Annotated in this window: 16 protein-coding genes; 8 read left to right on the top strand and 8 right to left on the bottom strand. The window is 64.4% G+C overall.

All coding sequences use genetic code 11. The features are described 5' to 3' along the window. Positions 1-29 precede the first annotated feature (29 nt). The 5 genes from dndB to ACFWN3_RS10375 are packed head-to-tail and all read left to right on the top strand — an operon-like array spanning position 30 to position 6,526. Positions 30-1,184 carry a DNA sulfur modification protein DndB gene (dndB, locus tag ACFWN3_RS10395; RefSeq protein ID WP_377639279.1) on the top strand — a complete coding sequence of 385 codons (1,155 nt, stop codon included), beginning with the start codon at positions 30-32 and terminating at the stop codon, positions 1,182-1,184. Beyond that, a complete protein-coding gene (gene dndC / locus ACFWN3_RS10390; protein WP_377639278.1) occupies positions 1,181-2,716 on the top strand; it encodes a DNA phosphorothioation system sulfurtransferase DndC in 1,536 nt (511 codons plus the stop codon). The genes dndB and dndC overlap by 4 nt, the downstream gene beginning before the upstream one ends. Then, positions 2,713-4,689 (top strand): DNA sulfur modification protein DndD, encoded by a 1,977-nt coding sequence (gene dndD / locus ACFWN3_RS10385; RefSeq protein ID WP_377639276.1) that lies wholly within the window; start codon positions 2,713-2,715, stop codon positions 4,687-4,689. The genes dndC and dndD overlap by 4 nt, the downstream gene beginning before the upstream one ends. Then, positions 4,689-5,081 carry a DNA sulfur modification protein DndE gene (gene dndE / locus ACFWN3_RS10380; protein ID WP_377639274.1) on the top strand — a complete coding sequence of 131 codons (393 nt, stop codon included), beginning with the start codon at positions 4,689-4,691 and terminating at the stop codon, positions 5,079-5,081. The genes dndD and dndE overlap by 1 nt, the downstream gene beginning before the upstream one ends. Next, entirely contained in the window at positions 5,078-6,526 is a 1,449-nt protein-coding gene (locus tag ACFWN3_RS10375) for a DNA phosphorothioation-associated putative methyltransferase (protein WP_377639272.1), read from the top strand. The genes dndE and ACFWN3_RS10375 overlap by 4 nt, the downstream gene beginning before the upstream one ends. Before the next feature lie 18 nt (positions 6,527-6,544). Here the strand turns inward: ACFWN3_RS10375 and ACFWN3_RS10370 are convergent, their stop codons facing one another. Genes ACFWN3_RS10370 through ACFWN3_RS10350 form a run of 5 tightly spaced genes read right to left on the bottom strand, consistent with a single transcriptional unit; the run spans position 6,545 to position 13,622 of the window. Further along, positions 6,545-7,018: a DNA phosphorothioation-associated protein 4 gene (locus ACFWN3_RS10370; RefSeq protein ID WP_377639270.1), complete on the bottom strand. Its 474-nt coding sequence runs from the start codon at positions 7,016-7,018 to the stop codon at positions 6,545-6,547. Continuing rightward, positions 7,015-9,072: an AAA family ATPase gene (locus tag ACFWN3_RS10365; protein WP_377639268.1), complete on the bottom strand. Its 2,058-nt coding sequence runs from the start codon at positions 9,070-9,072 to the stop codon at positions 7,015-7,017. The genes ACFWN3_RS10370 and ACFWN3_RS10365 overlap by 4 nt, the downstream gene beginning before the upstream one ends. After that, entirely contained in the window at positions 9,069-9,224 is a 156-nt protein-coding gene (locus tag ACFWN3_RS10360) for a hypothetical protein (RefSeq protein WP_377639266.1), read from the bottom strand. The genes ACFWN3_RS10365 and ACFWN3_RS10360 overlap by 4 nt, the downstream gene beginning before the upstream one ends. A 40-nt stretch (positions 9,225-9,264) precedes the next feature. After that, on the bottom strand, positions 9,265-11,403 hold the full coding sequence (locus ACFWN3_RS10355; RefSeq protein ID WP_377639264.1) for a DEAD/DEAH box helicase family protein: 2,139 nt from the start codon (positions 11,401-11,403) through the stop codon (positions 9,265-9,267). After that, entirely contained in the window at positions 11,400-13,622 is a 2,223-nt protein-coding gene (locus tag ACFWN3_RS10350) for a sigma factor-like helix-turn-helix DNA-binding protein (protein WP_377639262.1), read from the bottom strand. Before ACFWN3_RS10350 ends, ACFWN3_RS10355 begins: the two co-directional genes overlap by 4 nt. Positions 13,623-13,893: 271 nt before the next feature. On the opposite strand from ACFWN3_RS10350, the gene ACFWN3_RS10345 reads away from it, so the two are divergent. Beyond that, positions 13,894-14,148 (top strand): hypothetical protein, encoded by a 255-nt coding sequence (locus ACFWN3_RS10345; RefSeq protein ID WP_377639260.1) that lies wholly within the window; start codon positions 13,894-13,896, stop codon positions 14,146-14,148. A gap of 152 nt (positions 14,149-14,300) precedes the next feature. Here the strand turns inward: ACFWN3_RS10345 and ACFWN3_RS10340 are convergent, their stop codons facing one another. Continuing rightward, positions 14,301-14,546: a hypothetical protein gene (locus ACFWN3_RS10340; protein WP_377639258.1), complete on the bottom strand. Its 246-nt coding sequence runs from the start codon at positions 14,544-14,546 to the stop codon at positions 14,301-14,303. A 374-nt stretch (positions 14,547-14,920) separates the two neighbouring features. Beyond that, a complete protein-coding gene (locus ACFWN3_RS10335) occupies positions 14,921-15,262 on the bottom strand; it encodes a hypothetical protein (protein ID WP_377639256.1) in 342 nt (113 codons plus the stop codon). A gap of 113 nt (positions 15,263-15,375) precedes the next feature. On the opposite strand from ACFWN3_RS10335, the gene ACFWN3_RS10330 reads away from it, so the two are divergent. Continuing rightward, positions 15,376-17,232: a DUF262 domain-containing protein gene (locus ACFWN3_RS10330; RefSeq protein ID WP_377639254.1), complete on the top strand. Its 1,857-nt coding sequence runs from the start codon at positions 15,376-15,378 to the stop codon at positions 17,230-17,232. Positions 17,233-17,894: 662 nt separating this feature from the next. Here the strand turns inward: ACFWN3_RS10330 and ACFWN3_RS10325 are convergent. Further along, on the bottom strand, positions 17,895-20,984 hold the full coding sequence (locus tag ACFWN3_RS10325; protein ID WP_377645577.1) for a DUF3427 domain-containing protein: 3,090 nt from the start codon (positions 20,982-20,984) through the stop codon (positions 17,895-17,897). A 446-nt stretch (positions 20,985-21,430) separates the two neighbouring features. Here ACFWN3_RS10325 and ACFWN3_RS10320 point away from each other — a divergent pair, with 446 nt between their 5' ends. Beyond that, entirely contained in the window at positions 21,431-23,323 is a 1,893-nt protein-coding gene (locus ACFWN3_RS10320) for a hypothetical protein (RefSeq protein ID WP_377639252.1), read from the top strand. Positions 23,324-23,564: the final 241 nt, after the last annotated feature.

The raw sequence follows: 23,564 nt of genomic DNA, 5'->3' as shown, positions 1-23,564 counted from the left end.
TTGGGGTCCGTACATGGTAGGACTACTGTATGGCAGAGAGGGGCACGGTGGAAGCACCGCGGGGCGGCCCGTCCATTGGCGTCAGGTCGAGCGAGTTCGAGTATGTCTTCCCGGCGATCCGGGGCATCCAGGCGGGGCACGAGTACTACGTCACGATGTGCCCCTTGCGTCTGATCCCACGCCTGTTCGTGTTCAACGAGGAAGAGCTGCCGCCCGAAATGCGCGCTCAGCGATCGTTGAACAAGGCGCGGGTCCCCGAGATGGCTCGCTACATCGTCGAGAACCCCGACAGCTACACGTTCTCCGCATTGACAGCCAGCGTGAACGCCGAGGTGCGGTTCGAGTCCCTGGCTGGTGGTAAGGGACCTGAGGAGCGCGTCGGCACGCTGACCATTCCCATGTCAGCCACGTTCGTGATCAACGATGGCCAGCATCGCAGGGCCGCCATCCAGCAGGCGTTGCTGGAGAACCCCTCGATGGGTGACGAGACGATCGCGATCGTGATGTTCATCGACGTAGGTCTGGATCGCTGCCAGCAGATGTTTGCCGACCTGAACCGCTATGCGATCCGCCCGGCCAAGTCGATCGGCGTGCTCTACGACCACCGAGATCCGATGGCCGCCATCTCGCGGCTTGTGGTGTCGCAGACTCCACTGCTCAGCGACTTGACTGAGATGGAGTCCAGCAACCTGGCCCCCCGCTCACGCAAGCTCTTCACGCTGTCGGCGCTCCACACAGCCACGAGTGCGCTGCTGGATGAGCTTAAGCCGGACTCGCTCACCGAGCGCGTCGACCTCGCAGCCAACTTCTGGCGCTTGGTCGCTGAGCAGTTCCCAGTTTGGCAGCAGGTTTATCGCGGTGATATCACAGCCGGTGAGGTGCGCCAAGACTTTATCCACACCCACAGCATCGTGCTGCACGCGTTGGGTCGCGTCGGCAATAGTCTGCTGCGGGAAAGCCAGACCCCGTCTACGTGGGAGACGCGGCTCAAGAAGCTGCGCACGATCGACTGGCATCGCAACAACGCGGAGACCTGGGAAGGTCGGGCGACGAACGCCGGCAAGGTGAGCAAGAGCCGGACGAACGTTGAGCTGACGACGGCGTACATCCGGACGGTTCTTGGCATGCCGCTTCCACCCGACGAGCAGCGTGCCGAAGATGGATTCACGCGAGGAGAGAAATGACGATCAACCTGCCAATTCGACCGCGCTCAGCGTTCGATGATCTCGGGTTCGCCGGTTCCGTCGATGCGCTTGTGGCGCAGACGCAGGAGCTCTACCTGGCCGATGGGGTGCCGTGGGTTGTTGGCTACTCAGGGGGCAAGGACTCGACCGCGGTACTCCAGATCGTGTGGAGAGCTCTTGCTGGGCTGGAACCGGAACAGCGCACCAAGCCGGTGCACGTGATCAGCACCGACACATTGGTGGAGAACCCAGTGGTTGCGGCGTGGGTGACGCACTCGCTCGACGTTATGGCCGCAGCGGCCGAGGAGCAGGGATTGCCGCTCACGCCGCATCGGCTGACGCCGACTGTGTCGGACACCTTCTGGGTGAACCTCATTGGCCGTGGTTACCCGGCTCCACGTCCGAAGTTCCGCTGGTGCACCGAACGACTCAAGATCAAGCCCTCCAACTCGTTCATCCGCGAGATGGTGCGTTCGCACGGTGAGGCCATCCTCGTACTGGGTACTCGCAAGGCGGAGAGCTCCGGCCGCCACGCGCGCATGGCGAAGCTTGAGTCCCGACGTGTACGTGATTTGCTGAGCCCTAACGACTCGCTGCCTAACGCACTCGTCTACTCGCCGGTCGAGAACTGGTCGAATGATGACGTCTGGACCTTTCTGATGCAGTCGGCGAACCCCTGGGGCTACTCCAACAAGGAGTTGCTCACCATGTACCAGGGCGCCTCTGCGGACGGGGAATGCCCGCTGGTGGTGGACTCCAGCACGCCAAGCTGTGGTGACAGCCGCTTCGGCTGCTGGACTTGCACGCTCGTCGAGAAGGACAAGTCGATGTCCGCGATGATCCAGAACGACGAGGAGAAAGAGTGGATGCTGCCGCTCCTGGATCTGCGTAACGCGCTGGACGTTGCAGATGACCGACACCTCCGGGACTTCCGTCGGATGAACGGCTCTGTGCAGCTGTTCCACGATCGGCCGATTCACGGTCCGTACACGCAGGCCGCCCGTGAAGACTGGCTGAAGCGGCTGCTTGAAGCGCAGGCCTGGATCCGTGAGAACGGTCCGGAGTACGTGAGGGCGCTCGATCTGATCACGCTGCCGGAGCTCGAGGAGATCCGCCGCATGTGGGTGGTGGACAAGCATGAGTTCGAAGATCACCTGCCTGGCATCTACGAGGGGGCAATAGGCGAGGGGTATCCGGGACGTCCCCTCGACGAGCACCTGCCGTTGGGGCCGGACATGATCGAGTCCCTCCTCGAAGTGGTGGGGGAGGATCGCCTCCACTTCGAGTTGGTGCGCGAGCTTCTCGACGTTGAGCAGCGCCACCGGGCGCAGGTCCGTCGCGCGGGTCTGTTTGAGTCGCTGGAGAAGGCTTTGCGGCGCGGCTTCTACGACGATGAGGAAGACGCGACATCCCGAGCGCACAAGCGGAAGGCGGCCATCGATCGGACACCATCTGACGCTGAGGACGGGTCTCCGGACCCGCTCGACGTGGCAGACGGGTACGTACGCATGGCTTCGGAGTCGGCCCAGTGATCCTCAATCGGCTGGTGCTCCACAATGTCGGCACATTCGCAGGGCGTCACGTCATCGACCTCACCCCGCCCTCTGTCGATAGGCCGATCGTGCTTGTCGGTGGTCTGAACGGCGCCGGCAAGACCACCATCCTGGAGTCCATCCAGCTGGCGCTCTACGGTTCCTTGGCGCATGCCTCCGGACGCCGAAATGGCAGCTACGAGAACTACTTGCGTGGTCTCGTCCATCGCGGCGTCCCGGCCAGCGAAGGTGCGGCCATCGAGCTGACCTTCACCGCCCACCAGGAGGGTCGTGAGTGCAAGTACTGGATCAGAAGGAGCTGGAAGGGCGCAGGTGCCTCGATCCGCGAGATCCTGCTTGTGTCGGTTGACGAACGCCACAACCAGGCGTTGACCTCGACTTGGAGCGAGCATGTCGAAACCTTCTTGCCTCGCGGCATCGCTGGCCTGTTCTTCTTCGACGGTGAGCAGATCGAGGCGCTGGCAGACCTTGAACGGTCCCGTCAGGTCCTCAGCTCAGCCCTTGCGGCGTTGCTCGGTCTCGACCTCGTGGAGCGGTTGACGACGGACTTGGCTGTACTGAAGCGCCGGCACCGCAGCGAGCACGTGCCCGACTCTCTTCGTCAGGCAGTGGAAGACAAGAAGCAACTCGTCACGGCTCACCGTCAGGGCGAGGAGGCTGCCACCGAAGCACAGGCGGCCCGCCTAGCGGAGCTTGAGCGCTCGCAAAAGTTTTTCCACGAGGCGACTGAGGCGTACCGAGCGGCCGGTGGGGATCTGCTGGAGCAGCGTGAGACTGCCGAATCCACCGCGGCCATGGTGCGCGCCGGTCTGGCTCGCTGCGAAGACGAAATCCGACACGAGCTCGCCGAGGCGTCGCCGCTGCTACAGCTGGGTGGGCTGCTTGGCCAGCTCGGTGAACAGGTACGGGTGGAGGCCAACGCGCAGCGCGACACCTTGCTTGTTGAGGCCTTCATGGCCCGAGACGACGCGTTGCTGCAGAAGCTCACGGATGCCAAGGTAAAGGCATCGACACTGACCGCTGTCGAGCAGTTCCTTGCGGACGACCGAGAGACTCGGCGCAGTTCCGCAGATGTCGAAGCGATCGTTGGGTTTCCCGATCCTGTCGCGCTTGAGGGACTTCTTGCCTCAACGCTGCCCGAAGCCCGAACTCGGCTCCAGTCGGCCGTCGACCGGCGCGCCATGTTCAAGGCGGAGCGCGAGCAGGCCGAGCGCGTGCTTGCGGCAATCCCCGATCCTGAGGCGCTGGCTCCGCTCAATGCCAAGCGCGAAGGGGCGCGCGATCTGCTCTACCGGGCGGAGGCCGCCTACTCGGTAGCGACGGAACTGCTCAACAGCGCGCGGACCGACCGCGCCAAGGCGCACGACGCCTACGAGGCGACGCTCGACAAGGCGGCACACGCCAACCTGGCCGCCGATGATGATCGACGCCTCGTCGAGCACGTCGACCGAGTCCGGGCAACCTTGGAGACCCTGCGCGTGGCCGCGACCCGACGCCACCTGGAGCGCATCTCCCAATTGGTGATGGAAGCGCTCGGCATGTTGCTCCGCAAGGAGAACCTGATCACCGACGTACAGATCGATCCAGACACCCACGACGTGGCCCTGACGGGCGTTGATGGCCACAGGCTTCCTGCGAAGGACCTGTCCGCGGGGGAGCGCCAGCTCCTTGCTGTTGCACTTCTCTGGGGCCTTGCCCGGGCAGCCGGGCAACCGTTACCGGTTGTCATCGACACGCCACTTGGGCGCCTCGACGGCACTCACCGCGAGCACCTGCTTGAGCGCTACTTCCCGCAGGCCAGCCATCAGGTGATCCTGTTGTCTACCGATACAGAGATCGACGAAGTGGCGTACGAGCGCATGGCCCCGCGCGTGGGTCGCGCCTACCACTTGGAGTTCGACGCGACGACCAACGCGTCGTACGTCGTCGACGGCTACTTCTGGAGCGAATGATGGCGATTGAACACATCCGGCTCTCCCAGCAGGCTCGGGACCAGCTCATCACCCTCAAGCGCCGGACCGGTATCGCACATTGGAACGTCTTGTGCCGGTGGGCGTTGTGCCGCTCGCTTGCCGAGCCGGCCAAGCCCCCGGCCATCAAGCTGACCCTCGACAGCAACGTTGAGATGAACTGGCGAACCTTCGGGGGCGACCTCGGCGACGTGCTTTGGGCAGCAATGCGACTGCGGTGCCACAACGACGGGCTTCCGCTCGACGAGGAGACCCTCGCCCAGCAATTCCGGCTCCACCTGCATCGTGGGATCGGCTACCTCGTCGGCGATCCGCGCGTCACCGACGTTGCCGGCCTTGCCAGCGTCGGGCTAGGCGAGTCGCCAGCCGCATGAGTTCGCCGCCCGTCGCGCGTCATAAGACGGCGCTTACCCGGGTCGCCCTATCTCGACCCTTGGCGACGGCTGCCGCAGACGGGTTGCTCGCCGTCGGTGAGTCGATCTTCGACTACGGGTGTGGCAAGGGTGACGACATCCGTCACCTCCGAGCCCTTGGCTATGACATCGATGGTTGGGACCCGACTCACCGGCCAAGGGCGGAACGTCGTCCTGCCCACGTCGTCAACTTGGGCTACGTCATCAACGTCATCGAAAGCCCGGGAGAGCGCGCGGAGACTCTCCATTCAGCCTGGAACTTGACCGAAGGCGTGCTGGTTGTTTCGGCGCGCATGACATGGGACGCCCGCGACCTGGTGGGCCGACCGATGGGGGATGGGCTCGTCACTCGCACGGGCAGCTTCCAGAAGTTCTACGAGCAATCGGAGCTGGCCCGTTGGATCGAGGAGAAGCTCGGTGCGCAGCCGCACGCGGCAGCGCCCGGCATCTTCTACGTGTTCCGCGATGACGCGGCGGCCCAACGTTTTCTGGCCTCACGGGTCTACACCTACCGGCCTCGAGTCACCATCGACCCTCAGCTCCAGTACGAGGCCAATCAGCTGGTCCTCGAGCCCCTGTTCGCGTTCATGCGGCATCACGCGCGGGCACCGCGACCATCCGAGCTCCCGGCTGACGCCTTGCAGACCATTCACGAGGCGATCGGCAGTCTTGGCCAAGCCCGGCGGCTGATCCGGCAAGTCACCGAAGACTCCTACTGGGACGAGGTCACCGCTCACCGACGAGCTGAGCTGCTTAACTACGTGGCGCTCTCGCGGTTTGGGCGCCGTCCACGCTTCTCGCAACTCGATGAATCCCTAGGCCGGGATATTCGCACCTTGTTCGGGACCTACGCCGAAGCTTGCGTTCAGGCAGATCGGCTGCTTCTGGCATGTGGCGATCAGGCGATGCTCTACGTCAACGCGCGCAGCTCGAAGGTAGGGAAGCAAACCCCGAGCGCGCTTTACGTTTATCGCTCCGCCATGGCCGAGATCCCGCCGGTGCTTCAGGTCTACGAGGGGTGCGCACGCGTGCTCGCCGGGACGGTCGACCAGGCCAACATGATCAAACTGTCGGTGACCCAGCCTCAGGTCTCGTACCTAACCTATCCCGACTTCGACCGTGATCCTCACCCGACGCTTCGCTCGGCTATAACGGTCAATCTCCGGAAGCTCACGGTCGAGTGGCGGGACTACAGCCGATCCGAGAACCCACCCTTGCTTCACCGCAAGGAAGAGTTCCTCGGGGGCGACGACCCGCGCCGTCCCCTGTACGAGCGGCTAACCCGATCCGAGATGCGGGCAGGGCTCTATGAGAACCCGGAGCGAATCGGCACGCTGAACGGTTGGCAGGCGACGCTGGCCGCAGCGGGCGTTGCGTTGCGGGGCCACCGCCTCGTCAGAGGCTGACCCCGACGCGGGCAGCGGTCACCCCCACGTGACGCCGCCTAGCAATTCGTCCACCGATACCGGCTTGGCGCCGCTGTCGTCGGCGAAGGTCTCCGTCACCAGATCGATGACTACCAGCGCGGCCGGCCGGTGGCGCACGTTGACCTGCTCCTGGATGTACTCCAGTCCGCCGTTGGCGTACTCCTCGAAGATCTTGAACCGCTCGTCCATGCGGGTGTCATCCATGATCTCCGGGTCGTCCACGACGTTGGCGGCAATCATGTTGATAAGGGTGTCGCTGAAGCCAGGTGCCATGAGGACGTCGCTACGGATCGGGTCGCCCGAAGAGGCAGTGAACGGCACGCGCCGGTCCTGGCGAAAGCCAACCGCTGCGGCGAACAGCAAGATGTCGCGGTAGGTCGGGAACTTCCCCTCGGTCTGGAGCTCCAGCATCAGGGCCTCGTGCTGCTGGGGTCGGCGAGCCCGGACCTCGCCCGGTGCAGTCGTATTCACTTGATCACCTTCAGCTCGGAGTGGTCAGTCTCGGCCGACCGGATGTACGGGTAGGAGATGCCCTCGAGTTCGATGTCGTCGGCCACCTGGCCGGCGGCGGTCGTGTGGGTCTCGATGACCCCGAGGTGACTGACGTAGGGGAGCAGTTCGGTCACGACGCGGCCGAGACCCTGGCTCTTGCTGACCAGCACCACGAGCTGCGGCGCCATTTTGGCGAGCGCACGGGAGACGGCCTCCTGGTAGTCCTCATCGAGTGAGCCGAACGCTGCGTCCATGACGATCGGGAAGGTTCCGGCGTCCTCCGCGCCGGCACCTTCCGCCCGCCGCTCCTGCCGGATCTCCCGGGCCAACTTCGACACCGCGGCGACGAAGCTCAAGCTCAGGATTTGATTCTCGCCGGTGGACTTTGGGACCGGTAGCTCGACCCCGTTGACATCCTTGTGGAGCGTCAGCTCGAAGCCCTCGCTGAGTGTCGGGACGTGCGCCTGATGGGTGATGCTCTTGAAGACGGCCTTGAGTTCGGCGTCGAGGCGGAGGCGCATGTCCTCTTCGCGGATGGCGAGGATCTCTTCCAGCGCACGTCTTACCGAAGTCACCAGGTCAGACCTTGACCGGGCCTTGTTGGCGAGTTCATCCGTGACCTGCGCCCGCGAGCGCTCCTTGGTCTTCTGCTCGATCTCCTTGGCGACGTTCAGCAGTTCGGTCTCGATGGAGCCCTTGCGCTGGTTCTTGACCGCCATCCGGCCCTCCAAGTCGAGCCGCTTAGTTTCGAGGTTCTGCACACCCTCCATGCGGTTGTCCTTGAGCTTGCCGTCGAGCTCCGACTTCCGGGCCTCAAGACGTGCCACGCGCTCTCGCTCGATACCGATGCGGTTCATGAGGGTGGCCAGTGCCTCACGGAGTCCTTCACGGGCGTCCGCCAGGGGGGCGATCTGTCCGCTGACTCGCTGCCAAGCCGTTTCGACGGCTTGCAGGCCTGCCCTCTGACGCCATTGCTTGACGTGCTCCCACGACTCGGTGTGCTCGGCCAGCGGGGTCCCACAGATGCAGGCCCCTTCGTCCAGCAGCTTGTCGACGAACTCGCGCTTCAACGGCGCCGGCAGCGCACCCTTCTGGTACAGGGCCTCGGCCATGGTCTTGGTGGCCTCGCCGAGGGTGTCCGTGAACGCCTGGAAGCCACGGGTCGCTACCAGCACATGGCGCTCGTTCAGCGCAGCGTCACGCGCAGCTCGGGCCTCCTCCAGCTCCTTGGAGACGGCGTCGCGCTCGGCCTGAATAGGGGCGGCCTCGGCGTGCTGCCGGAGAAGGTCCTCGGTGCGGCTCCGCTCTTCATCGAGCTCGGCCAGGTTGGCCTCGACGACCTTCAAGTCGTCCTTGGCCTTGGCCTGCTGGTCAGTGAGAGTGTCGATCGCGTCCTGGATGGCGCTGGCCGTCGCGCCGCCATGCTTCTTGAGGTCGTCGGTCAACCGACGGTTGACCCGCGGCAGGTGAGCGATCGCCCGCTCCACTTGTTCGAGGTCAAGCAGCACCTTGATGTCCTTCTGGACCTCGGCGTACGCGCCCTTCTTCACCAAGTTCTCGATGCGCTCACCGTTGAAGAAGAAGAAGCGGCTGACCCCGACCGGCAGGATGCTCAGGATGGTCTCCTGAGGTGCGTGGCTGACCTCGGAAGAGCCGTCGGCTTTGGTCGTCCAGAGCTGAAGCTGGGCCGAGAGTGGCCTCTGATCGTCGGACTCCTTGCGCAACGTGGCGCTGCGCAGAAGTCGGTAGTCCTGCCCCTCGTGGTCAAACCGGACCTCGACGGCGACCTCGATCGAGTCGCCGAGCGGCAGGGCTCGCCACACGCTGTCGGTGACCATGCGGTCTTGCTGCTCGACGTCCTCGGACATGTTGCCGTAGAGGCCCCAGGTGAAGGCGTTGAGGAGGGTTGTCTTGCCCGCGCCGTTGGCGCCGAACAGCAGCGTGACCGGCTTGATCTTGTCCGAGGTCAGGTCAAACGCCTGGACGCCCTTGAACTGGCGGAAGTTGGTCAGCGTAATCGACTGGAGCTTCACGGGAGGATCTCCTTGACCGCAGCGATCAGATCGTCGGTCGCGTCGTACGCCGTAATGTGCAGCTTGGCGCGCTCGATCTCAAGGACGCGCTTGAGCAGCGCCCGCTGCTCGTCGCTCAGCTCCTCGAGGACCTGCTTCTCGGTGCGGCTCACGCTGCGCCCTCCTTGTCATAGCTCTTCATCATTTCGCCCCTTACATGTCCATGAGCTGGTAGCGCTCCTTGAGCGGTCGCAGCACCTGAAGTGTTGTCTCGTAATTCTCGGACAGCTTGCCGAACTCGTTCGCTCGTTCGAGTTCACGAACGAGCAGTGCCCGTTCGACGTTGAAGTTGATGCTCGTCCCCGCTGGAGGGACGGCGAGGTAGTCCAGGATCACGGCGCGATCCTTGCCAGGGGCGAGCCGCAGGAGCCGACCCCGGCGCTGGATGAACTGCCGGGGGTTGCTGCTGCTCGCCAGCAGATATCCCGTGCGGGCATCCGGAATGTCCACACCCTCGTCCAGGCAGCGCATCGCAACCAAAGCCCGAAGGTCGTCGCCAGCCCCAAACCGGCGAAGCAGGACCTTGCGCTCTGGGCGTGGCGTTTCCGAGACGTAGGGGTGGGCGGAGAGGTGCAACTGATTCCCGACGAGGTTCATGACCTCCTCGACCTGCTTCGGCCCTGGTTCCTCACCGGGCTCGGCGGGTCGCCGACCCTCGGCGCAGTAGATGAGCTGGAACCAGTCATCACGACGGGCGTCCAGGTCCGCACGAAGCGCCGCCAACTTTCCCTCGGCGTGTCCCAGCACGCCAGCTCGCTGGCGCAGCAAGAAGCCGAGTGGCGAGTTCGGGTCAGCGTCTTTGAGGTTGTCGCCCGACGCAATGCGGGTCGCGATCTGGGCCGATAGGCCGACGTACAAGGCTGTTTCGGCGTCATTGAGTTCGACGAGGCGAGGCAGGTACTCGTAGCGGGTGAGGGCGCCCATCTCGATGGCCTTGCCGAGACCCAGCTCGAAGATGATCGGTCCGAAGTAGTCGATGAGGGCGTCGGTGCCGTCGTCATCGAACCAGCGCTCCGGCGTTGCCGAGAGTGCCAGCCGATAGGTGGCGTTCTCGGGGAGCGACGACTGGTAGGCCGCCGACCCGAGGTTGTGCGCTTCGTCCCCGATGATCATGAGCGGCAGAGTGATTCGGGCCAGCACCGACTGGAACTTCTCGCCCGAGAAGGAGGCGTTGGTCGCCACCAAAGCCACGATAGGACGCTGACCCATGCGGGCCGCCGCCAACTGCTCCTCGACGAGGGGCAACCACCTTTGGCTGCTCTCGTAAACCGCGATCGGCCGAACGCCGAACCCTTCGACCTCGGTGATCCACTGGTCGACCAGGTGAGTCAGCGGCGCGACGATCAGCACGACGAGGGGCTGCTCACGCTGGCGCAGCACGTTGCCGAGCTGGGTGGCGGCGATCATGGCGGTCTTGGTCTTGCCGGTGCCGGTGGCCATCTTGAGGATGCCGCGACCCTGGTGGCCGAGCCAGGAAGTGACTGCTTCGCGCTGGTAGTCGCGCACGGTGAGCCAGGCGGGCAAGGTCAGTCGGGTCGGCTCGTAGACCTCGGCCGGTGTGGGCGTCAGCGCGTTGTCCGTTCCGGGAAGGTCCCTGGGTGGTCGGTCACTGCCGAGCTTGACCAGCCGCTCGCGGGCCACGTCCGGGAACCGCTCGACTGAGAGGTGGGGGGTCTGGTTGGACCACAGCGCCTGGAAGTCGGCCTCGAGTCGCAGCGCCCGCGTGCCGTCTCCGGCAACCCAGCCCCGATACACCTCGACCGACTCGAAGTTGGCCATAAGGCCGCCGAAGGTTTCGTTACTGCTGCCGGTGAAGCCGACCAAGTCGCCAAGGTCGTCGCGGAAGATGCCGATCTTCTCGTGGTAGATCCCGACCCGCCCTTCCTGCTGGACAAAGGCCAGCTTGATGTCGAGCCGTCCCTCGGCGATCAGGCGACCCAGCAGTCCGAGCCCGTCGAGCACCGTCTCAGGCTGGTCCTGCTCCAGCTCGCGCATCGTGGCGCGTTCCAACACTGCCCGAACGTCGTACCCGCGCTCGATGTCGACGACATCGTCCTCGTTGAGGTGAGGCGAGGCAATGAGCCGCATCGATCCTCCCCGAGCCGCGAAGATCTCGATCCCGCGGGCGTAGAGAGCAAGGCTGGTGGATGTGAAATAGCCGACGGCGCGGCTGTAACTGGCGGCGACAGTGAAGGCGGGCACGAAGAAGGCCTTGACGACGTCTTCCTGGTCACTGCGGTATCGGTCGCTAAGGGGAAGCGACCGAAGGCCCCGAGGCGCTTCATCGGTCACAGGAGATCCAAGATCTCGTCGACGTCGGCCCGGTGCTGCACGTTGGTCGGCACGTGACCGATCTCCAGGTACTCGCGCACCGATGTGAGCAGCTCCGCGATGTCGTCGTCGCCGCGCTCGCGGTACCCCCCGATGATGCTGGTTACGGGGGAGTCGTCGGGCAGCCGGAGCGCTCGGGCAAGGGCCAGGCGGGCGTCCTCCCGGTCGATGACGGCCGGTGCTCCAGCGAGAGACAAGGCGTCCGCGAGCGGGTTGTCGATCAGTTCACGAGCGAGTTCGAAGGAAAAAGTCGCGTCGTCGTGCACCACGAGGAACGCCTCAGCCCCGGCAGCGACGTCCTCGGCCATGAGGAAGCGGCGAATGGTGCCGAACGAGGGCTGCAGTCCCGTCCAGGCAACGGACTGCGGTCCGAGCGGGTTGTCGAGCTGCCGCGTCTCGCCGGAATGCAGGTCCAGGACCGTCGCGATGGCATGGGGAGCGACTGAGCCACTGCCACGCAGATGATCCGCGCTGATTCGTACCCGGTAGGCCCACGCGCCGGGTCGCCGGAACAGTCGGCGGGTGCGCTCAGGGGCCTTACGTGCGCCCTGATCCTGGGTAGCCAGCTGGACGATCCCGTCCTTCGTCGCGAACGGAGCCGCGCCGGCATAGGCCACCACGCTGCTGCCGCTGACGCTGTAGCGACTGGTGATGAATTCGACCAGATCGGTCAGCTTGACTCGACCACCGCCACGGGCGACCTGCTCGCGGATGACCGACCGGATCCCGGCGTAGGCGTCGAGACCCCACTCCTTGAGGGCCCATCGATCGCGGTCGACACGCTCGAAGCGGTCATCTCCGTTCAGCGCGTTGCTCAGCGAACGCGGACTGCGGTCGAAGACGAAGCGGTCGACGATTTCCTGCGTGCTGAGCGGCGAACCGTCAATCGACAGGACCGCGGCAGCGTAGTCGTTCACCGAGGAGGTCCGGGTCAGCACGAAGTTGCCATCGACGATGTACCCGCAGTGGGTGATCCAGGCGGCGGTGAGCTCGGTCTGCTTGTCGGGGTGGCTGCTCTCGATCAGGTCGAACTCGTCGATCCGCACGACCCCGTACTTGTCAGCGCGCTCCTGCAGCAGCGTCTGCGTCACCGTCGCTGCAGCGGTCATCGTGGGGACGACACACCATCCATCCTCGATCTCGTACGCGTCGTCGAGGCGATCGAGTACGCGCCAGGCTGGCTGACCGACCATCTCGACGTTGCGGCCGAGGGCCGGGATGAGCTCGAGCAGCTCGTCGAGCGGCCGGATGGTGCCGATGAGCGAGCGGGCTGCCTCGGCGACCTCGGCCAAGGCACCGCCTTCCGAGATGAAGCCGAGCATCGTGCCGGTCGTCTTGCCCTCGATCTGGCGAATGCGTTCGCGGGTCACGTCGTTCTTCTGGCCCAACTGGTCGAGGGTCATCGGGGTGTCGGCGAACAGGCGGGCTCCGAGGATCTGCGCCGCCCGCGGGTCGAGCATGTGGAGGGCGTCGTCGAAGCGACCGGCGATATCGAGTTCCAGCTCGTCCTCGCTCAAAATCTGGTCGACCGTGAGCGACTCGATGCGCTGGCGAGCCTTGACAATCTCGTCGGGGGTGCCGGGGGGCAGCGGAGCGCCGAGCAGCGCGTGGCCGGGGAAGCCGACGGTGGCGAACCAGGTGGCGACCGTCGACAGGTCGTCGTTCAGGGCGAGCAGCCAGCCCGGCATTCGGAGTTCGTCGAACGACCGCGGCGCCATGGTTTCAAAGGCATCGGAGAATGAGGTCACCGTCGGGGTCGGCGCGGACGTGCTGGCGTCGGCGAGCGCTTGCAGGATGGCGTCGATGGTGCCCACGCCGACCTGGCGCCAGCTCATCATGTCGTCCACAGTCGTTCCCGCGAGCGCGCCGGCCTGGGTGAATTCCTGGCGATTCAGGGCGTTCGCTGCCCGGCCGGGCAGCTGGAGCAACCGCAGATCCAGGTCGGGGGAGATCCCGGGAAAGATCTGGCCGACGGTCCACTGCGTTAACCGCTCCATGGCCAGCTCGGAGATCTGGGCAATGATCAGCCGCCGCCTGACAGTGTCGGCATCGTCGATGGGCTCCTGCCACCACGGTCGGCCTTCCCCACGCCACTCCAGGGTGCCCTTGAGCCACGGAAACGCGTCGAGCCAGGTGCGCGGTCGCACATCGTCGAAGTCGAACGAGAAGTCCTCAGTCATGCGGTGGTCATCCCCCTTCAGGATCGGCGGCTCTTCCTACCGTTCGGCACCGACAGATCCATCTTGGTCTATTTGCTGATGGTTGGTGTCGGGTTCCCGGCACCTACAGCCCACCGGTAGGAATGAAGGGGGTGTGAGGGGCCAACTGCTTGCAGCAGCACCGCATGACCGGGGTGGTGCACCGGGTCGGGCTGCGCCACTCCCTTTCCCCGCAGCGGGGCAACCCGCCCCGTCATCAGACGCGACCCACTGAACGGGGCCGCACCTAGAGATGGAGGTGCAGCCCCTGGCTGCCAGCTATCTGGCGCGCTCGCATGTCGAGCGGTGCCTGCAGGACTTGTGGAGCGCCGAGCGGGTGCAGCCCGATGCCGACGCCGACTACTGCTACCGCAGCGGTACGGCGGCCTGCTACATAAGCCTGGACAGCGCCGAGCCCCTTGTGGTGAAGGCGGTGGCTTGCGCGGCCGTCGAGGTGAAGAAGACGGCCAAGCTCTTGGATGAGCTGAACGGGGTCAACGCCTGCTAGTAGATGGCCCATGTCAACTGGGACCAAGGGCGCCGTGCTGGAACCGAGAGGTGACTTACCAACGAGACCTTGCAACACGCTCGCCGTGATAGCCCTCTACCCTCCAGTAGCCGCGGCGGAGACAGTGCATCTCAGATCAGGGCGGTGAAACGTCATCGCGGTGCCCTGACCACTCCGTAGAGCCTCGCCGCCTCCGCGAGTGTGGTCGCTGTTCCGATGATCTGGGCGCTGCCGAGGAGGCGGATGGCATAGTGCCGCTGGAGCTTGCACTCCAACTCCGGGTAGAACCGCGGTGGCCTAAGCTCTGCTGTGAACCGCCCGTCAGCGGATATGTAGAATCCTGGGCTTCCGGATTCGGAAATCCAGAGTGCGTGTTTTGGTGACTGGTTCTTGGACATATCGCCATGCTGGGCCACCAACTGAGGGTGGTGGTATGGGGATCGAAATCCTGTGGATGGGACACCCCCGGATTGACGCTTGTGGACGCTCCGCAGTCGCTTTCTCCTATCTCGAGGTACTCGTTACACGCACCCGCCCGAGGCCAGCCGCCTGGAACTCTCTGCAGCGGGAACGCACCCCAGGGCAGGCCGTAGAGCGGTGACCTCGCGGGAAGGTGCCTAGGCTCTGCCACGGCTCTGACCTACCTGGGCAGTACCCCAGATTCGTACCCCAGATAAGTACGGCAGTGAGGCGCGACAAGGGCGAGATCGGGTGCCTTTTAGTGCCCTGACCTGCGCTTGTCTTGTCTGCCCAGAGCTTCTGGAGTCGGTCGTTATGTAGAGCGCTCGGACACCATCACCAGCTTCCCAACCGCGGTAACATCGATCGACTCGACGTTGGCCTGGAGCCCGCCATAGGTTCCATTGCTGCTCCCCGTGAACGCAATCAGATCTCCGAAGTCGTCGCGGAAAATCCCGATCTTCTCGTGGTAGATGCCGACGTGACCCTCCTTAACGGCGAAGGGCAGTTTGATGTCGAGACGTCCTTCGGCGATGAGGCGACCGAGCACGCCGAGGCCGTCAAGAACGGTCTCGCGCTCCTCGATCTCGAGAGTGCGAATCGTCGCCCTCTCCATAGCTTCGCGGATGCCGTAGCCGCGCTCGATGTCGGCCACGTCGTCGTCATTGAGCAGTGGGGAAGCCACCAGGCGCGGCGACTTGGGTCCGATCGCCAGTGTTTGGATAGACACCTCGCTAGGGTTCGAGTCGAACCACGAGGAGGGTAGCCATGCTTCACGGGGCGGCTTCCGTCGACGCCTTCAGCATGAAGGTGGGCGACGTGCTCGGCGAGCGCTATCCGTTTGCTGTGCCGCGGTACCAGCGCGCATATGCCTGGGAGGACCAGGCGGTTGACTACTTCGTTCGTGACATTGAGACCCTGTTGGATCAACCAGCCGGCGAAACCAGTCACTTCTTCGGTGGCGTCGTATGCATCCAGCTGACCGACAATCAACGGAATCGGCCCACGAGCTACGAAATCGTCGATGGCCAGCAACGGCTCGCCACTCTCATGCTTGCTCTCTCCTGCGTGGTGGAGGTCGCGGGGGAGTTGGCCGAGCGCAGCAATGCTCGGAACAAGCAAGTGGCGAAGCGCGCGCGGACGCTTGAGGAGGACACCCGAGACAACTTCGTGACGTGGAAGGAATCCGACGTCGCCGCCGGGTCGACGATGATTCGCCCCCGGATGAAGCTGTCGCTTGCCGATGATGACGTGTTTCAGGCGCTGGTGATGTCCGCCGAGGTTCCTACGCCGACACGCGAGAGCCATCGTTTGCTGATCGAAGCACGGGCAGCGCTGCTCGGGATGACGCGAACGTACGTCGGTACGTCCGGTCCTCTGAACAACCGGGTCGACCGGCTGCTGCGCCTGCGCCAAGCCCTGGTTCAGGACGCTCACGTGATCCACATCGTCTCGAAGGATCGACGCCAGGCGTACCGGCTCTTCTCGGTGCTCAACCACCGTGGTGAATCGCTTTCCGACGCCGATCTGCTACGCAGCCGCAGCCTCGAGCTGCTCGACGGTCACCCCGCAGAGCATGAGGGAGTCGCGACGCTCTGGGACGAGATGCTGGCGGCGCCCGCGGCTGACGTCGAGGATTTCTTCCGGGCTCTTTATCCCTCGGTGACAGGCCAACGGGCACGAGGTGACCTATTCGAGGCTACCGCTGAGCGGTTCTTTCCGGAGGCGCCACCGTCGAAGCAGACAGACGCGCTTGCGCTGGTGGAGACCATCGAGTGGTTGCGTGACGAGCTTGTGGTCTTCCTGAAGCTCGTCGACGGCGAGTGGCCCTTCGAGCGGAAGGCGGGGAAACCGACGAAGGTTCGCGCGTGGCAAGTCGACCGGCTTCGGCGTCTGGTGATCACGCTGAAGCATGAACTAGCTTTGCCGGTCCTGCTGGCGGGGGCGCGCAGCCTCGACGAAGCGACCTTCGCGGACATGGTGTACATGCTCGAACTTTTCGCGTTCCGCTACAAGAACGTCTGCAACGGTCATGCCACGCGCCCGGCAAACGTGTACTACGCGCAGGCCAAAGCGATGCGGGAAGCAACCAAGAAGGCTCCTTATGCGCTGAAGCCCTTCCGCATGGCCCTGGCCGGTCTCATCACGAAGCACGCGAGTGACTCGATCTTCAAGCAGTTGCTTGTGGAGAATCTGCGCTACTCAAACGCCAGCCAGCGCGCGAACATCCGCGAGTTCCTAACTACGCTTGAGGACCATCGCTCCTGGTGGCTCAAGACTGGTGCCAAGGACAAGGCGGCCAAGCCGAAGCCGAAGATGACCAAGGTCATCGACATCGAGGACGCGACGCTCGAGCACATCTACCCGCAAAGCCCACCGCCCGTTGACAAGGATCCGGCGCTGGAACCGTTCAAGCACACGCTCGGCAACCTGACCTTCTTCGGCAGCACGGACAACGTGGCCGCTGAGAACAAGCCATTCTCGGCCAAACGCAAGCTCTATTACGAGCCGAGCGAGATCGCCATGACCGCTGACCTCGCAAAGAAGACGAGCTGGGCGAAGTCAGATGTGACGGACAGGCAGAAGGACCTGCTCGACCAGGCGGCACGGGTCTTCGTGGTCTAAGTGGCTCGGGTCTGGCCTCCGTTGTCGGCCATCACCGAGTGCGCCAACGCGCCGACCCCGTCCCGAAGGGGAGACGCGCGTGGGGTGCAGGGGGTACGCACAACAACTGAAACGGCGCCCGACGCTGAGGGACATTTTTCCAGGCCAGGCGCCGTTACAGGCACCATGCGCAGCTCAGTGAGACCCGCGAATCAGATCTCGAAGTAGTGACGACCAGCAGTCCTCTGAGGATCTGGATGCATATCCGGCTTCCGCCACGAGCCTCTGCCGACCGAAGTCCGGGCGAGTCCCAGGACGGCCGACCCCTGGGCTACTAGGCGTCAGGGGGTTACCCACGCCGCCGAAGACCCTGCCGCCGTTCTGGCTCGAGGCGTCCCAAGGTGCGGCTCGGTACCGGTGGAGATCGGCCCCACACGTGGCTGTCCGCGGTGCCTGACTCGCTGCGCGCCCACCCGGAGGCCGGCTCGTACCTTGACCGCATGACGGAGGTCATCGGTGCCCTCGTTGTCGCCGCCGGGCACTCCACGGCTGCGCCTGCGGCACCCGAGAGCAGGCTCTCGGCCGCTCAACGTGACCAGGACCTACGACCTCTCCTCGCTCCGGCGGAGGGCCGGCCGGCTGCTGGCTTGGGCCGGTGATCATCGGCTCCAGCTTGCGTTGGATTAGATCACGACGCTGGCTGCGGCGAAGTCGGCCGCCGGCATCGACGTCCGAAGGTGCCAGGTGATCGCGATCGGCCGCTCTCCTCGGTGCTCGACGTAGTTCGCTTCTCCCAGGAAGAGGTACGGCGCGCCCGTACCGAACGCGGAGACCTTCTGCGCGCGAGTGAAGAGGAGGACGTGGCTGCCGTTGGCGCGGTGGTTGAGGTAACGCTGTCCGGTCTTGGAGGCAACCGATGTCACAGACTGCGACTCCCAATGAAACAGGTCGGGACTGATGGCATAGTCCTGGTACATCGTCGTCGGCGAGTAGTCCGCCTCGGACTTGTGCAGCGTCACGAGGAAGGCGTCGGCATTCGCCGGCGGCGAAAAGAGGACGCCCTCCCGGAAGCTATTGGGCTTTCGTCCGTCGATCGACACGTAGTCCAGCGCCGAGACGATCTCCTCCCGTGTGTACCGCGCGTGGACCTGTAGCGGCCGCATGCCCAGCTCACCCGGCAGTCGAGTGGCCACACGCTCGGCCCCCTGCAGCCCGAGTCCGATCACGGCCCTCAGATCCTCACTCGCGGCGGCTTCCTGCCGAAGGGCGTCGAGCCCGGCACCGTACGAATCGAACCCACCCCCGTCCGGCCATAGCGAGAAGAAGAGCATCCGACCGTAGGCCTGCAGCACCGGGTCGGCGTTCGCGTAGTGCGGTGCGTCATCGCGCAACCACGTCAGGTATGCGTCCGCGCGCTCGCGATCGTCGACGTGGCAGAGAGCGCGGGCCCGCTTCAGAAGAGCCACCTCCCTCGGTCCCTCTTCAGGCACCTCGAGCCCGGCCTCGCGGCGAAGGCGAGCCCACGAGCGATCGCCGCGGATCACGTCGGCCAGCTCCACACCGGAGTCGTCAAGGAACTTGCCCAGGTCGTCGGTTGGGTGGGCTCGCAGCTCCGACGTGATGTTGGGCCAGCGCTTGGTGACCTGGTCCTTGACGTTGTCGAGAACGAGGCTCTGACTCTGGCGGTCGAGCACGATCTGCGTTCCGGCGGGAAGGAACGGGAAGCCTTGCTCGATGTCGCGCTCGAGCGCGGCGCGGGTGCTGCCTGTCATCGCACGGAACCGTTGGTCGAAGCGGAACTCTTTGCGGTGGTGGCCGACGAAGTCGAGTGCGGTGAGAACCGCCTTGTCCTTCGCACGACGAAGCCCTCGTCCGAGTTGCTGCAGGAACACGGTGGAGCTCTCGGTGGGACGGAGGAAGAGCACGGTGTTGATGGCCGGTACGTCGACCCCTTCGTTGAACACGTCGACGGTGAAGACCACCTGAACGGCGCCATCTCGCAGGTCCTGCACCGCCGCGTCGCGGTCGCTGGACGCAGTGTCGCCGAGAACAGTCGCCGCTCTGATCCCGGCATCGTTGAAGACCTTGGTCATGTAGCGCGCGTGGTCGCGGGATACACAGAAGCCCAGCGCCTTCATAGCGGTGAGGTCGGCGACCTTGTCACGAACAGCCTTCAGGACGATCCGGGCGCGAGCGTCGTTTCCAGTGAACAGATTGGACAGTTCGCTCGTGTCGTAGGCCCCTGCCTTCCAGTCGACCCGGGTCATGTCCATACCGTCCGCGACGGCGAAGTAGTGGAACGGTGTCAGCAAATCCGCCTTGAGGGCATCCCACAAGCGGAGCTCGGCAGCAGTGCGGCCACCGAAGAAGGACCGCACGTCCAGGCCGTCGCCACGTTCGGGGGTTGCCGTTAAGCCAAGCAACTCACGCGGGTTGAGGTGATCGAGGATCCGTCGGTAGGTCTTCGCCTCTGCGTGATGGAACTCGTCGATGACGACGACTCGGTAGGCCCCCGCGGGGATGTTCGTGATGCCGTACGCCGAGAGTGACTGCACCGAGGCAAAGACATGCTCCCAACGCTCGGGGCGACGACCGTCGACGTAGAGCTCGCCGAAGTTCGCGTCGGAAAGAACCTCCCGATAGGTCCGCAAGGACTGCTGAAGGATCTCGCGCCGGTGCGCAACGAAGAGCAGTCCTGGAAGCGTCGGGGCGTCGGCAGCGAGCCGCCGGTAATCGAGAGCGGCGACCACCGTCTTGCCCGTGCCCGTGGCCGCGACCAGCAGGTTCCGGTGGTGGCCGTGGACTACGCGTTCCACCTCAAGTTGGTCGAGCATCTCCTGTTGGTAAGAGTACGGCCGCACCTCGAGGCCCGACAGCGTCAGGGTGACCCTCTCGTTGATGCGCTTGCCGGCTGCTTCCGCCAAGGCGTCGTCCAGCTTGTCGCGGTCGGCGTCGGGGTCGTAGCTCTCGAAAGTGGGGTCGTTCCAGTAGCTGTCGAAGGTCGCGAGGAACTTCTGCAACAAGGGGGGCGTCGACACGGAGGACAGGCGGACGTTCCACTCGACGCCATCGAGCATTGCGGCGCGGGAGAGGTTGCTGGAGCCCACGTAGGCCGTGTCGAAACCGGTGTTTCGCCGAAAGAGCCATGCCTTGGCGTGGAGCCGAGTTCGTTGCGCGTCGTACTGCACCTTGACCTCGGCCCCGAAGTCCCTCACGAGCCGATCGAGGGCATGCCGCTCGGTAGCTCCCATATAGGTCGTCGTGATCAGGCGGAGGGGGACGCCACGCTCGCGCGCTGTCTTGAGCCGGTCCTCAAAGAGGCGTAAGCCGTACCACTTGACGAAGGCCATGATGACGTCGACCCGGTCGGCGCTCGACAGCTCGGCTCGAATCTCGTGGCCGACTCCTGGCTCACCGGGCGCATTGGTGAGGAGCGCGGCATCTGAGAGTGGCGTAGACGGGCGCTCACGGAGCGCGTGGGCCACGGTGCCAGGTACGGCCGGCCTCTCAACCGCGAGAAGCTGTCTAGCAGTGGAGAGCGACTCGTCAGAGGACCCAAGTTCGCCCACGAGCCGGTTGACCATGGCCAGCCGACGCCCCGCGTCCTTCTCCTGGCGCAGGGCTCGCAGGGTGACATCGCGGACGTGCCTCGCCAGAACGTCCGGCTGCTCGGCCTCGTCGATTGCTCCCTGGTGAACGTCCACGGTGGACACACCGGCCAGACGCTGCTGCAAGGCGCGCGTAATAAGGCTCTCGTACAGCCCCTCAAGCACGCTGTCTCCCCCGTTGCTCACCCGAGCCAGCTTGCCAGGAAGCAGGGATGGAATCCGCTGAAACAGAGGCTTTACCAAACCGGGTCGAAGTCCTTGCCGGCGGAGCCGTGGGGGTCAGGGTGCGCGCGGGTGTCCCAGCACCGCAGCTGTGCCCTTCACCCAATCGCTCATCAGTACAGGCCAGTTGCGTCGAAGCCGAGTGACGCAGCCTTCCATGCGGCTGAGGTCAGGACGCTGGCCGCTTCGGAACCCTCGCCGCGGGAGTCCCTGGACTCCGGTTGTCAGTGTCAGACCCAAGGGTTCAAAGACACCGCTCGGCTGCTTCGGAAGCTGATAGCCATGAGAGTGCTGTTGGCAGCTCTCGATCGCCCTTCGTGATCGAGAGCAGGCGGACTGCCGGAGCGTCCGACCGGCATCACCCCTGCGCAGTGCCTACGGTGGTGAGCATGGGCGATCACAGTCAAAGGGAGTTCGTTGTCGTGTTGCGCGCGAGTTCCTCAGCAAGGTTCGTGCCAGAGGAGGGGTATGAACTCAATTTGACGGTGCCGGATCTTGGCGATGCCCCGGTCCGTATTCGTGCATTTACGCGCTGGCTCACTGATGAGAGGGGGAACCAGCTGCCACGAGAACTGACTGTCGAGGTTCGAGGTGTTGCTGAGTCAATCGACGACGCCACGGCCCGCTTCTCAACGATCGCGCACCCCATTGCAAGCATGGCGGGTTTCGTAGCGAACGCCCAAGTGGGCCCCCTTGAGGTGCACCTCGCCTACGAGTCGACGCCAGACAGCGAGGATCGGGCGTTTCTTGAGGTCTTCATCCCTGATGAGCGAGGGCTCGTCAGGGAGGGCCGAATGATCGAGGTACCGCTCATGGAGGCAGCTACGCGGGCGCTTGTCACGCTTGACAATGACAGTCCCCGCGTTAGCCGAGCTCTCCGTCACTATGAATTGGCTCTCCGGAACTGGCATGTCGGCGGCGAATGGCTTGCCTTGGCCCACCTATGGATCGCAGCCGAGAACTTGACGAAGGCCGTCGTGAGGGACATATCGCGTTCGCGTGGGGTCACGGAGGAAGACCTTGCGCACGAGTACGACCTTGTCACGGACGATCCTGCAAGACCCCGATGGAAGGACCTGTTGGGTGCTCGAGTCCGCGCAGACGTGATCTTCGCGGGAGATGGCGCGACATACAAGGCCGCCAGTGGGGCCAGCAATGGCATGGAACATGGTATTTGGGAATTGGACCGAGTCGCGGCGGAAGCCCTCAAATCGGCCGATAAAACATTCGAATATATTCGACGGACAATCATTCACCTGCTGAAACTGCCGGACGATATCCGTGATGCGCTGATGAAACACGGACCAAAGGACGTCCAGTCCCGGCGAAAGGTCATTCGTGGGGCTCTTCTTGGTTTCGCCCAAGACCCTGCAATGGAAGGCGAGCTGTATCCGCGCGTCGAGTGGCATTCGTCAATCAACTCGGTCGATCGCACGGACAGGGTCTTTAAGCTGTCAGAGATCGAACGAATGACGGTTCGCACTCACCCGGACGTGGGGTTCAGGCTGGACGGTATTGAGTTCAGGGGGCGATTGGAGAACGGCGAGACCACCGTCCAACTCAGCGACGAAGACGTATCGGTAGACACATGGAGCACCTCTTCTTCTGAAGCACTGCTGCGCTCTGTCATGCCACTCGTGAACCAAACCATGGAGCAAGGAACGCGACTGGGCCGCAGCGGAGCAGTCGCGTTCAAAATGTGCGGTCAGGCGGCGGCATACTTCCATGCGATCGAGGTCCTAATCACGGCGGGGCAACCGGTCGAGGCTCTGCTCCCGCTCAGAGCGCTCACCATGATGGCAGGGCGCTTCGAACAGATGACAGATCCGTCCGGGCCTGGTCTCGGTGTCGCCATAGCCACAGAGCTTGAGTCTCTGGATGCGCTCGGGGCTGACGTCGACCTAACAAGCGGCAAGCGTGAGGCGATTATGCAGCTCGCCGACGCAGAAGGAGTCACGGTCCCACCGCTGCTCCAAGACGTCACGTCCACGTCGATCTATAGGAGCTTGACCGCGGAGATGGGGCTGGCTGCCGAGGGCAGCGCGGGGCTATACCTGTCCGCAACTCTGCACTCCACAGCTAGCTCCGACGGCGAAGTGACCTTCGAACTCACGCAACCTCCTGGCCCGTTCACCGACATGGTTGCCACGGCAGCAGTTATTGCGATGCTCGAGTTGTTGAGGCACGCTGCCGAGCTGTTCGGATGGTCGGGCCCCCCAGGGGAGGTCGATGACGTACTGGGCAGGGCCCGTGCCCTCAATGAGAGCTCGGCCGCTGGCTAAGGACAAGCAGCCGTGCCGTAACCGGAGGCCCCGCACCTTCGATGCCTCGGCGGTCTCGCCTGGGCCGCCCATGGCCGCACGGGATCCGCCGTGCGATCACAGGCTCAACTTCAGCAGCCGGCCGCGTACCGCTCAGCTGGCTCCGCATATCGGATGCCCGATCCCCAACGAGTCGCGGCAGACTCTGCGGCTTGCGGAGCGCGCTCTGCAGCGCTCCAGAGCACGGCGAGGAACCGGTTTC

Origin of the sequence: Oryzobacter terrae (genome assembly GCF_042756445.1) — a bacterium.
Taxonomy (GTDB): domain Bacteria; phylum Actinomycetota; class Actinomycetes; order Actinomycetales; family Dermatophilaceae; genus Oryzobacter; species Oryzobacter terrae.
Note: the sequence above shows the minus strand (reverse complement) of the source record. Positions and strands in the feature narration are given on the sequence as shown.

Excerpts from the sequence above, each read along its gene's own strand:
- dndB (WP_377639279.1), top strand. The coding sequence starts at position 30 with ATGGCAGAGAGGGGCACGGTGGAAGCACCGCGGGGCGGCCCGTCCATT.
- dndC (WP_377639278.1), top strand. The coding sequence starts at position 1,181 with ATGACGATCAACCTGCCAATTCGACCGCGCTCAGCGTTCGATGATCTC.
- dndE (WP_377639274.1), top strand. The coding sequence starts at position 4,689 with ATGGCGATTGAACACATCCGGCTCTCCCAGCAGGCTCGGGACCAGCTC.
- ACFWN3_RS10375 (WP_377639272.1), top strand. The coding sequence starts at position 5,078 with ATGAGTTCGCCGCCCGTCGCGCGTCATAAGACGGCGCTTACCCGGGTC.
- ACFWN3_RS10350 (WP_377639262.1), bottom strand. The coding sequence starts at position 13,622 with ATGACTGAGGACTTCTCGTTCGACTTCGACGATGTGCGACCGCGCACC.
- ACFWN3_RS10345 (WP_377639260.1), top strand. The coding sequence starts at position 13,894 with ATGGAGGTGCAGCCCCTGGCTGCCAGCTATCTGGCGCGCTCGCATGTC.
- ACFWN3_RS10340 (WP_377639258.1), bottom strand. The coding sequence starts at position 14,546 with ATGTCCAAGAACCAGTCACCAAAACACGCACTCTGGATTTCCGAATCC.
- ACFWN3_RS10330 (WP_377639254.1), top strand. The coding sequence starts at position 15,376 with ATGCTTCACGGGGCGGCTTCCGTCGACGCCTTCAGCATGAAGGTGGGC.
- ACFWN3_RS10320 (WP_377639252.1), top strand. The coding sequence starts at position 21,431 with ATGGGCGATCACAGTCAAAGGGAGTTCGTTGTCGTGTTGCGCGCGAGT.